6 protein-coding genes are annotated in these 10,713 nt (G+C 64.5%); 4 read left to right on the top strand and 2 right to left on the bottom strand.

What is annotated here, in order from left to right:
• Window positions 1-29 precede the first annotated feature (29 nt).
• The 4 genes from ACQR0Z_RS27345 to ACQR0Z_RS27330 all read left to right on the top strand — a co-directional run bounded on the left by ACQR0Z_RS27345 (window position 30) and on the right by ACQR0Z_RS27330 (window position 5,825).
• Window positions 30-1,277 (top strand): amidohydrolase family protein, encoded by a 1,248-nt coding sequence (locus ACQR0Z_RS27345; RefSeq protein WP_434920701.1) that lies wholly within the window; start codon window positions 30-32, stop codon window positions 1,275-1,277.
• Window positions 1,278-2,611: 1,334 nt separating this feature from the next.
• Window positions 2,612-3,037 (top strand): hypothetical protein, encoded by a 426-nt coding sequence (locus ACQR0Z_RS27340; RefSeq protein ID WP_434920700.1) that lies wholly within the window; start codon window positions 2,612-2,614, stop codon window positions 3,035-3,037.
• Complete coding sequence (locus ACQR0Z_RS27335) at window positions 3,037-4,377, top strand: KGGVGR-motif variant AAA ATPase (protein ID WP_434920699.1); 1,341 nt, start codon at window positions 3,037-3,039, stop codon at window positions 4,375-4,377. The genes ACQR0Z_RS27340 and ACQR0Z_RS27335 overlap by 1 nt, the downstream gene beginning before the upstream one ends.
• A complete protein-coding gene (locus tag ACQR0Z_RS27330) occupies window positions 4,374-5,825 on the top strand; it encodes a hypothetical protein (protein WP_434920698.1) in 1,452 nt (483 codons plus the stop codon). Before ACQR0Z_RS27335 ends, ACQR0Z_RS27330 begins: the two co-directional genes overlap by 4 nt.
• A gap of 218 nt (window positions 5,826-6,043) precedes the next feature.
• Here the strand turns inward: ACQR0Z_RS27330 and ACQR0Z_RS27325 are convergent, their stop codons facing one another.
• Window positions 6,044-9,196 carry an efflux RND transporter permease subunit gene (locus ACQR0Z_RS27325; protein ID WP_434920697.1) on the bottom strand — a complete coding sequence of 1,051 codons (3,153 nt, stop codon included), beginning with the start codon at window positions 9,194-9,196 and terminating at the stop codon, window positions 6,044-6,046.
• Window positions 9,189-10,193, bottom strand: coding sequence for an efflux RND transporter periplasmic adaptor subunit (locus ACQR0Z_RS27320; RefSeq protein ID WP_434920696.1), 1,005 nt, complete (start codon window positions 10,191-10,193; stop codon window positions 9,189-9,191). Before ACQR0Z_RS27320 ends, ACQR0Z_RS27325 begins: the two co-directional genes overlap by 8 nt.
• Between the last annotated feature and the right edge of the window lie 520 nt (window positions 10,194-10,713).

Below are 10,713 nucleotides of genomic sequence, written 5' to 3'. Positions count from 1 at the left end.
GACTTCCCGCTCCGATCGAGGACACCTTGATGCCGACCATCCTGTTCCAGAATGCCGCTCTGCTCGACCCGCTGCAGTCTGATCTGCTCGAAGGGCAGCACGTCCTGGTCGAAGGCAATTTGATCAAGGAGGTCTCGGACAAGCCGCTGCAGGCGAGCGCCGACCAGACCATCGATCTCAAGGGCAAGACCCTGATGCCCGGCCTGATCGACCTGCATGTCCACGCCATCGCGGTCGAGCTCAATCTCGCCCAGCAGGTGCAGATGCCGAACGTGCTGGTGACCCTGCGCTCGGCGATTCTGCTGAAGGGCATGCTGCGCCGTGGCTTCACCACGGTGCGCGACGCCGGCGGCGCCGGCTATCCGCTGAAGCAGGCGGTCGACACCGGCCTCACCGAAGGCCCGCGGCTGTTCGTGTCCGGCCGCGCGCTCAGCCAGACCGGCGGCCATGGCGACATGCGGGCGCGCACCGATTTCCTCTCCGACAACGCGCCGTGTCCCTGCTGCGTGCGCGTCGGCGCGCTCGCCCGTGTCGCCGACGGCGTCGATGCCGTGCGCAAGGCGGTGCGCGAGGAATTGCAGATGGGCGCCGACCAGATCAAGATCATGGCCTCCGGCGGCGTCGCCTCGCCGACCGATCCGGTCGGCGCGTTCGGCTATTCCGAGGACGAGATCCGCGCCATCGTCGCCGAGGCGCGCGGGCGGCAGACCTATGTGCTCGCACATGCCTACACCGCGGAAGCGATCGCCCGCGCCGTCAATTGCGGCGTGCGCACCATCGAGCACGGCAATCTGGTCGACCTGCCGACCGCGCGGCTGATAGCCGAGAAGGGCGCCTACGTCATTCCGACGCTTGTCACCTACGAGGCGCTCGCCAACGAGGGCGCGCAATATGGCCTGCCGCCGGAGAGCGTCGCCAAGATCGCCGACGTCCGCGACGCCGGCCTGCGCTCGCTGTCGATCTATCAGGAGGCCGGCGTCAAGATGGGTTTTGGCAGCGACCTGCTCGGTCCGTCGCAGCGGCTGCAGAGCGACGAGTTCAGGATCCGCGCCGAGATCCTCGGTCCCCGAGAGGCGATCGCCAGCGCCACCGTGATCGGCGCCGAGGTGCTCGGCATGGAGGGCAAGCTTGGCCGCATCCTGCCCGGCGCCATCGCCGATCTGCTCGTGGTCGACGGCAACCCGCTGCGCGACGTCTCCTGCCTGCTCGGCCAGGGCGACCACATTCCGCTGGTGATGAAGGCCGGCAAGGTGCACATCGACCGGCTGAACGGCTGAGGCCATTCGGCCCGCGCGGAGCTTCGAGATCGGCCCCGCTGTCACCCTCCCCTGGAGGGCAGGGCAATCGCATGTGGCGATCGCTGTTTTGTGCTCGTCTCTCTCCACGTCGTCATGGCCGGGCTTGTCCCGGCCATCCACGTCGACCGGCATGCTGAGAACGACGTGGATGCCCGGGACAAGCCCGGGCATGACGGAGTAACTAACTTGCAGGATCGTTCGTCGCGACGGCCTGGAATTTCCACATGCGATTGCCCTGCCCTGGAGGGGGAGGGTCGGCTCATAGGCGCGAAGCGCGTAGGAGCCGGGGTGGGGTGATCTCTCCATTTGCACCGGCTTTCGCGGCTTCACCCCGCCCCGCTCGCCCGCTTCGCGTGCGACCGACCCTCCCCCTCCAGGGGAGGGTGAGACTGAAATCGCGGCGCATGCCGTGTCGTCATCGCAAACTGGCGATGAGCATCGTGCCTTTCCACGTATTCGCATCATGCTCTAGAACGCAATCAATCGGCCTCGCGGCGCTTCGTGCGCCCGAGTTGTACCGTTCGTTTCGCCCTCATCGAAGCAGAGGGCGCAGGGAATGCCGGGAGCTGGCCGCCCCCATGGCCCGCCAGCGAGAAAAAATGCTGGCGGCAGGTACCACAGGTTCAGCCGAGACATCCCGGCATTCCCCGCGCGATGGTTGGGCGGCTTATACGTCCTCTCCCCGGGGACCGGCTGTCTTGCCCCCGTCACGGACGGATCATCACCGTCCGCTTGGCCTCAGCACCGGGAGGCCAGGACCCTACGATTTCGCCGGCGCATCGGGCTCGTTCGTCCGCACGATTGCTCGCGCTGCGATCCAATGCACCCACCGCATCCCGCACCCACGTCTCGTGACGATCGCGAAGCGCCCCTCTTGGCGGGACGGGATGCGCAGAGTCAATCATGATTTTCTGAAAAACGAAAGTTGAATATTTTTCGTGGGAGGACTGGACAAGGGGGATGTGCTTGAGGCGGTGAATGAAATTAGATTTTTGGCGCAAGCAACAGAGGTCTTGTTGTCAGTCGTTCGCGGCTCGCTTCGGGGGGGCCGCGCGACAACCAGATCAGATCAAGCCCAGCAGGCCGACATCTCTGGCGGCGGCCGGAAGGTCCGAGAAGGGCGAATTGCGGACGTGACTAGGCAGCCGCTGAAGTTGGGCAGATTGGCACTCTTGCCGCCAATCTGCTATCTGGTTCCGGCCCTTTAAGCAGAGCCGAATGATGCGTGGACGATCGCGAGACTGGTGATGGTCTGAGCGATCGCCGAATTGACGGCTCGCAGCCGAAACTGCCAGATGCCACCGGGAGGCAACATGACGTATCGGCAGGATCTATCAAACTCGGCAAGGCGGCATCTGCGGGCGGCCATCGAGCTTTACGGATTGGCGTCCGCCGGAGCTCAGCCTGGATGCCGCGCCGTTGCGGGATATCTGTTCGGGCTTTGCGGAGAACTCGCAGTCAAGGCAATGATGCGAGATAGCGGAATGCCGGTGTTGCCGGCAGATCGCCGCCATGACGATCCATTCTACAAGCATTTTCCCAAGCTCAAAACCTTTCTCTTGGACAGCGCTAAGGGGCGGCGGTCCGGCGAACTCCGGAAAATCGCCGAAACAGCGGCGCTATTCCAGAATTGGGACACCGATATGCGTTATGCGCCGACTGTGGATATTCGGGACGAATGGATTGAGTCGTGGAAAACGAGCGCTGCTGAACTAGTCAACCGGATGGATTCGTTCTGATGGGTCTGCCACTATTCGATCAATCGCTACCTCAACTTGTAGTGACGCTGGTGAATCTCGCCGGCCGAGAATTCGTCGAGACTGGAACGGCGCTACGCGACGCTTCCGGCCGTCTCACCTTTATCGCGGATCGTGCGCCGAAGGATGACAATGAGCGGGATATACTTGGGCAGGCGTTAATCGCCAGCCTTGGCCCCTATGCGCGAACCGACCGGCCAATCAGCTTTAAGGGCGACAGCGGGACCGAACAGATCCGGACGTCTCCCGAGCGCTTGCCAGTGCAGATTGGCGACGACTTCTGCTATCTAGTCGATCGTCGAATCGTAGGCGCGGGATGGCTCGATGCACCCACGGCTGCGCAAACGCAGCCTCCGAGGGTGGTCTTTGCCACGCTAAAAGGCGGGGTCGGTCGATCGACGGCCCTAGCAATCGCTGCGGCCGATTTCGCGCGCCGGAATCGCAATGTGCTGGTCGTTGACCTTGACTTGGAAGCGCCGGGTCTAGGTGACTTGCTCTTGGACGGCGATCGTACGCCCGAGTTTGGCGTGATCGACTATCTGGTGGAGAATGGGATTGGCGGCGTACCCGACGCCAGTCTTCATGCCTACATTGGGGCGAGCGCCCTTACGACTGCAGGTGGCGGCCGGGTTGATGTGTTGCCGGCGCTCGGCCGCCGTTCGCTCGCCCATCCTTGGAATATCCTGCCCAAACTTTCGCGAGCGATGATTGAGGACGTTGTAGAAGATCGCGCCATACCGCTCGTCGAGCAGATATCATTAATGATCTCGCGCATTACGGAACGCGATCAATATGATGTCGTGTTTATTGACAGTCGTGCCGGACTGTCGGAGCTCGCGGCACCCGCGGTTCTTGGTCTGGGCGCTACCGTATTGCTGTTCGGTACCGCACAGAAGCAGACGATCGAGGGCTATCGGGCGCTGTTCGCTGCCCTGCAGCTGCTCGCCCAGCGGGACAAGGCACAGGGGCGCGATACCGAATGGCGAACGATGCTTCGACCAGTCTATGCTAAGGCAAGCCTCGACGCGGCCGTGTCCGCGCGGTTCGTCGATGATATGTATGAAATTTATTCGGCGCACATTTATGACGCGGAAGATAGCGGAGAGGACGCGCCTGACTCGCTGAGGTTTGCGCGGAGCGACGAGTCCGCTCCACACTGGCCCCTGATCATTCCGTTTAACCAGAGCTTCATCGATTTCGATCCTAGTCGAATTCCGGACCAGCTTACCGAAGCTTTCTATGAGCAGACCTACCGAACCTTCCTTTCGGGGCTCGAGACTGCAATGTCGTTCGGCGGCACAGCCAACGGACTTAAAGCATGAGTGCATCCGAACCGGATCTCTCGAAAATCCGTGCGGCCATGGCAGCGTTCGATCCGTCGCCCCGCGTCGAACCGAATGCGATGATCTCGGTCGAGCAGGCCTTTCTTCCGGAGGGGCATCGTGGTGTTCTCGACCTGCGGCGGCAGTTGGTCGTTGGCAACCGTGGCATGGGCAAAAGTTTCTGGACCCATGCGCTGCTTAGCAAGCCGCTGCGCGAGCGGCTTGCTAAAGCGTATGGACAACGGCTGCTATCCACGGCCGAAGTAGTCGTCGGGTTCAACGGCTCAGACAAGGTCAGCGAAAGCGCACCCACGATCGACGAAATCACGAATTTGTTTGCACAAGGCAAGAGTCCGGATCTGATCTGGCGGGCGGTCCTTATCAGGATCGCATGCAAGCAAGTCCCGGGCAGCACAGATGAACTGCTTGGCGATGTCATCGATGGTCTCAAAACCGATCCGAACCGCTATTCAGTGGTGCTATCCGTGGCGGACGACGAATTGGTCCGGTCTAAAAAGACCCTGCTGGTGGTGTTCGACGCGCTCGACCGTTTCGGTCGCGATTGGGACAGCATTCGCAGCCTGACGCGAGCCCTGCTGTCACTAGCGGTCGGCCTGCAATCGTTTCGCTCCATTCGCGCCAAGATATTCATGCGTGCGGACCAGTTTGCCGATCAAGAGCTCTTCCGCTTTCCGGACAGCTCCAAGATTAAGAATGATTACGTGGAGCTACTCTGGCGGCCAATCGATCTCTATGGCCTGCTGCTGTTTGAGTTGCTCCGCAACGACGCTGCGCGAGAACCGCTTAAGGCGTTGGCGCGGCGCGAACGCGCGAGTGATGTGCTCCCCGTGGCCGGTATCGATACTAGAGCCGACCCCGAGGCGCAGGCACGGGTGATCAACGGTATCGCTGGCGAGTTTATGGGAACCAACAAGAAGCGCGGCCGGGTTTATACTTGGTTGCCGCTCCATCTGAGCGATGCCGCGCACACCTGCTCGCCACGCAGCTTCCTGACCGCGTGGAAGAAGGCAGCCGAGCATCACCCGACCTCTGCAGGTAGAGCCATCGACCATCTGGGCCTTCTTGAGGGCGTGCGCTTGGCCTCGAGAAATCGTTTGGAAGAACTTTACGAGGACTATCCCTGGATTAAGCCAGCGCTGGAAGCTCTTCGGCGACAATTCGTTCCGATGGAACGCGAGCAGTTGCTTGAAATCTGGAAGAATCAACACGTGATTGAGGCGATTGAAAGCAATGCCGCTACCGAGCCCAGATACACGCCGGTAAAGTTCACTTCCGGAAACGAACCGTCCGCACTGCTATCTTCTATGCGCGACGTGGGTGTCATGGAAGAACGTGCGAACGGCAAGATCAACGTCCCCGACATCTTTCGTGTCGAGGCTGAAATCTTGCGCAAGGGCGGCGTTGCAGTGCCTAAGCGCACCAATTGAGCGCAGCCACCAGAAAAGAGGCCACTGGTCAGGCAGATTTTAGCCGCCTGAAGTCCGCAATGGGCTGAATGCGACGCCGGTCACTCGGCCGCCGAGGTCCGCCGTTGGCCAGTGGATAAGCTTGTCAAAACGGGTAGGACGTTGCCTTCATCCGGCCCGCGCGTTGACCCGTCGAGCAGCGACCTGCGGCGAACGTTGCGGACGTCTCACGCCTACGATCAGCTCGCCGTGACATCTCCGCGGGCCTGCACGCCGCGTGTGAACCGTCCGAAGCGCAGCGCCAGGGTCGGCAGGACCAGCAGGTTCAGCGCCATCGAGGTCAGGAGGCCGCCGAGGATGACGATGGCCATCGGTCCCTCGATCTCGCGGCCGGGCTCGCCGGCGCCGAGCGCGAGCGGCAGCAGGCCGAGGCCGGTGACGAGCGAGGTCATCAGGATCGGCACCAGGCGGTCGGCGGCGCCGGCGATTGCCGTGTCCAGGCTCCAGGGGCGGCCTTCGACCACGACCAGGTGCTCGTAATGCGAGATCATCAGGATCGAGTTGCGCAGCGCGATCCCGAACAGCGTGACGAAGCCGATCATCGAGCCCAGCGACAGCACGCCGCCGGTCACGGCGACCGCGATGACGCCGCCGACGAAGGCGAAGGGCAGGTTCAGCAGCACCAGCACGAGGTTGCGCCAATGGCCGGTGACGAACGACAGCAGCAGCACGATGCCGATCGTCGCCAGCAGCGAGTTCATCAAGAGATCGCGGCGTGATCTGGCCTGCGCCTCGGCCGCGCCGGTGAACTCGACATGCGCGCCCGGCGGCAGCTTGACCTCCTTGGCGAGCTTGCGCTTGGCCGCAGCGACGAAGGATTCGAGATCGCGCTCGGCGACGTTGGCGGTGACGGTCTGCACGCGCTGGCCGTTGCGATGGAGCACGACGTAGCGGCCGGCGGTGCCGTAGACGTCGGCGACCTGCTTGAGCAGGATGTAGGCGCCGCTGGAGGTGCGGATCGGCATGTTGCCGATCTCGGTCGGCCGCGCGCTGGCATCGGGATCGAGCTTGACGATCACGTTGAACACGACATTGCCTTCATAGGCCTGACCGACCACGTCACCCTGATAGGCGGTGCGGATCAGCTCCAGCACCTCGACGGCGTCGAGCCCCCACGACTGCAGATCCGTCGGGCGCAGGGTGACGTTGACCTGCGGCATGCCCGGCGGCGATTGCTGCTGGATGTCGACCGCGCCCCAGACCTCGCCGAGCTCGCGCGCGATGTCGCGCGCCGCGCGCTCGAGGTCGTCGAGATCCGGACCGTAGACGTTGATGACGACGGCGGCGTTGAAGCCGGACAGCGTCTCCTCGATGCGCTCCGTCAAATAGGTCTTGATCGAGACATTGATGCCGGCGAAATCGGCCAGCGCGGCGCGGATGCGCCGCTCGGCGCGCTCCTGGTCGTCGCCCGAGAGGCCGGGCTTGAGGTCGACCTCGATCTCGCTGGAATGCGTGCCGGCGGTATCGACGCCGGCTTCGGCCCGCCCCGCATGCTGGGCGACGCTGCGGACCTCCGGCACGGCACGCAGCGCGTCTGAGATCAGGCCGCCGAGCCGCAGCGTTTCGTCCAGCGATGTGCCCGGCAAGGTCGCGACGTGAACGATCAGATGGCCTTCCCGGAGCTCCGGCAGGAAGGTGCCGCCGAAGAAGGGCACCAGGCCGGCGCCGCCGAGCGTCACCAGCAGGGCCGCCGCGATCACCAGTTTTGGAAAAGCGCTGAGGCGCCGCAGCAGCCGCTCGTAGTGACGGCGCGACCAGCGCACCAGCGGCGGCTCGCGGATGTCGCGCGTGGCACGGCCGGCGAGCAGCAACATCGACAGCGCCGGCGTGACGGTGAGCGCGATGATCAGCGAGGCCAGCACGGCGAGGATGTAGGCAATGCCGAGCGGCCCGAACAGCCGGCCGGCGAGGCCCGGCAGCGCCAGGATGGGGACGAAGACGAGGAGCACGGCGAAGGTCGCGTAGGCGACCGCGCTGCGGACTTCGAGCATGGCGTCGTAGACCACGCGCGCTTCGCTGCGCGGCGATGGCAGGACGCGGTTCTCGCGCAGCCGGCGCACCACGTTCTCGACTCCGATCACGGCGTCGTCGACCACCTCGCCGATCGCGATCGCGAGGCCGCCCAGGGTCATCGTGTCGAGGCTCTGCCCCAGCCATTGCAGGGCGAGCACGGCCGAGAACAGCGACAGCGGAATCGCCGTGCAGCTGATCAGCGACGTGCGCCAGTCGTAGAGAAACAGCAGCAGCACCACGATCACCAGCGCGCCGCCGATCAAGAGCGCGACCAGCACGTTCCTCGTCGCGGAATCGATGAACGTCGCCGGGCGGAACAGGTCGGCGTGCAGCTTGACCTGTTCGCTCTCCAGCGCGGGGCGCAACTCCTGCAGCGCCGCCTCCACGCGCGCGGCGACGTTGCGTGTGTTGGCGCCGTATTGCTGGCTGATCATCATCATGATGCCGGGCTGGCCATTGATCAGCGCCCCGCCGATCGGCGGCTCCGGCGCATTGACGATCGTGGCGACGTCGCCGAGCACGACGCTGGCGCCGCCCTGGTGCAGCAGCACCGTGCGCGCCAACTGCTCGGGCGTCAGCGACTGCCCCTGGGTCTGCAGGATGACGCGCTGATTGGCGGTGTCGACGAAGCCGGCGCCGCGCACCCCGGTCGCCTTGCGGGCCGCCGCCACCACATCGTTCATGCCGACGCCGAAGCGCACGAGATCGTCGGCGCGGACTTGCACCTGCAAGGATCTGACATCGCGGCCATAGGTCGTGACCTGCGCGACGCCGGGCACGGCAAGCAGCCGCCGGCTCACGGTCCAGTCGGCGATGGTGCGCAGATCCATCAGCGAGCGCTGCTCGGAGGTGAGGCCGATCACCAGCACGGTGCCGGCCGCCGGCACCAACGGCGTCATCGCTGGCGCGCGCACGCCCTGCGGCAAGCCGTTCGTGACCACGGTGAGCCGCTCGGTCACCAATTGCCGCGCCTTGAAGACATCCGTGCCGGGCTGGAAGATCACGGAGACGACGGACAGGCCCTGGATCGATGACGAGCGCATGCTCTCGACGCCGGCGAGGCCGTTGATCGAGGTCTCGATCGGCTGGGTGACGAGCACCTCGACCTGTTCGGGACTGAGCCCGGGCGCCTCGGTCTGGATCGACACCTGCGGTGGCGCGAACTCCGGGAAGACCGCGTATTTGGCGCTGCCCAGCGAGAAGATGCCGTGAATGAGGATGGTGCAGGCGAGCGCCAGCATCATGCCGCGAAAGCGGATCGCGAACGAGACCAGCGCGGCCTGCGGCCCCGTGGCGGCCGCACGGATGCCGTCAATCATCGTCGCCGCCGCCGCGCAGCTCGCTCTTGGCTTCCTCCGACAGCAGCACCTGCGCGCCGCGCATCACGATTTCCGAGCCGGGCGGAATGTCCTGCACGACGTAGTCATCGTCCGAGATCGGCTGGTCGGTGCGGATCGGATGGCGCCGGAAGGTCTCGGGACCTGCGCGCAGATAGACCCAGGCGCGTCCCTGCCATTGCACGATCGCGGTGTCCTCGACGAATACGCCCTGATAGGCCTTGCCGGAGGGAACATAGGCCGTCGTGTTCATGCCGGGCAGCAACCCGCTGTCGCCGGCCGCGACGAAGTAATAGCTCACGCCCTGGATGCGCGGATCGGTGCGCGGCGCGGGCGAAAGGTAGCGCAACTCGATGTTGGCGTTGCGCGTCGACGCCTGGGCCAGCGCCAGGCGCGGCGGCTCGGATAGGGTCACGCCGGGCGGCAGCGTGACCTGCACCAGCAATTGCTCGCGCTCGATCAGTTGCACCACCTGGGGCGAGCGCTCGATGATGCCCTTTCCGATCACGGCGCCCCATTCCTGCCGCGCCGTCGCCACCAATGTCTTCACTTGCGAGTCCGCGGCGGCAACCGCAGCCTGGTCGGTGCGGAACGTGCCCTCCGCCGCTTCCGCATCCTTGCGCGGCATCGCCGCCGACTGCACGAGGTCGCGGGCGCGCTCGAAGGCGAGCCTGGCGACGTCGAGCCTGGCCTGGGCGGTCTGCAGTTGCGCCTGGGCGTTGGCGTAGTTGTTGGTCAGGTCGGTCAGCCTGGCGACGTCCAGAACGGTGCCATAGGCCCGGAACTGCTCGGGGTGGGATTCCCTGGCCAGCACCGCCGTCTGGAGGCCGATCTGCTTCTGTTGCGTCGGGGACAGCTTGACCGTTGCGGGCTCACGCGCCGTGCCCGACGACTGCGCCCGGGCATCCGGCTGCGCTGACAGCAGCGTCAGAAATGCTGCACTGCATGCGGCGGCCGTTCTCATCCGTTGCCAAATCATGCAGTCCCGGCCCATCGATCGGGGACGTCTGAACGACGTTGATGTCTTTGCAATGACTGCTACTTCAGCTTTCGGGACGTTTCAAGCAGGGCCCTGCTGTCCAGGGCTCGGCTTTCGCGGCCACGCGTGCGGTCCGTGACGGCCGGATGTCCTTCCCGACGCGCTCCTTCGGGAAGGCCGCTCGCCCGACTGGGCCGCGTTGCTTTCACCCGGTGCCAAGCTGAAGACGCGATGCGCTCGCGTTTGTGGCGCTGTACTTGACGCGAGAGTCGCATGCGCGACGGCGCGATGGCTGAACCTTGGCGACGGCCGCGCGGCGGCGTGGACATCGTGCCTTGGTCAAGCGTCACGTCGCCTCGTCTTGAGCGTTAGAAGTATTCTTAGACACATTCTAGCGTATTCGCGCGCAACCTGAGCTTGCCGCTGCGATTGCATGTCGCCCCCGACAAAAACTGCAGACTAACAGGGTTGTTAGAAGAGATTTTCCGCAGCAAACGACCCGGGATTTTTTCCCGAGATC

This window comes from Bradyrhizobium sp. HKCCYLS3077, from assembly GCF_051167555.1.
Taxonomy (GTDB): Bacteria; Pseudomonadota; Alphaproteobacteria; order Rhizobiales; family Xanthobacteraceae; genus Bradyrhizobium.
Note: the sequence above shows the minus strand (reverse complement) of the source record. Positions and strands in the feature narration are given on the sequence as shown.

Excerpts from the sequence above, each read along its gene's own strand:
- ACQR0Z_RS27340 (WP_434920700.1), top strand. The coding sequence starts at position 2,612 with ATGACGTATCGGCAGGATCTATCAAACTCGGCAAGGCGGCATCTGCGG.
- ACQR0Z_RS27345 (WP_434920701.1), top strand. The coding sequence starts at position 30 with ATGCCGACCATCCTGTTCCAGAATGCCGCTCTGCTCGACCCGCTGCAG.
- ACQR0Z_RS27325 (WP_434920697.1), bottom strand. The coding sequence starts at position 9,196 with ATGATTGACGGCATCCGTGCGGCCGCCACGGGGCCGCAGGCCGCGCTG.
- ACQR0Z_RS27330 (WP_434920698.1), top strand. The coding sequence starts at position 4,374 with ATGAGTGCATCCGAACCGGATCTCTCGAAAATCCGTGCGGCCATGGCA.
- ACQR0Z_RS27320 (WP_434920696.1), bottom strand. The coding sequence starts at position 10,193 with ATGATTTGGCAACGGATGAGAACGGCCGCCGCATGCAGTGCAGCATTT.
- ACQR0Z_RS27335 (WP_434920699.1), top strand. The coding sequence starts at position 3,037 with ATGGGTCTGCCACTATTCGATCAATCGCTACCTCAACTTGTAGTGACG.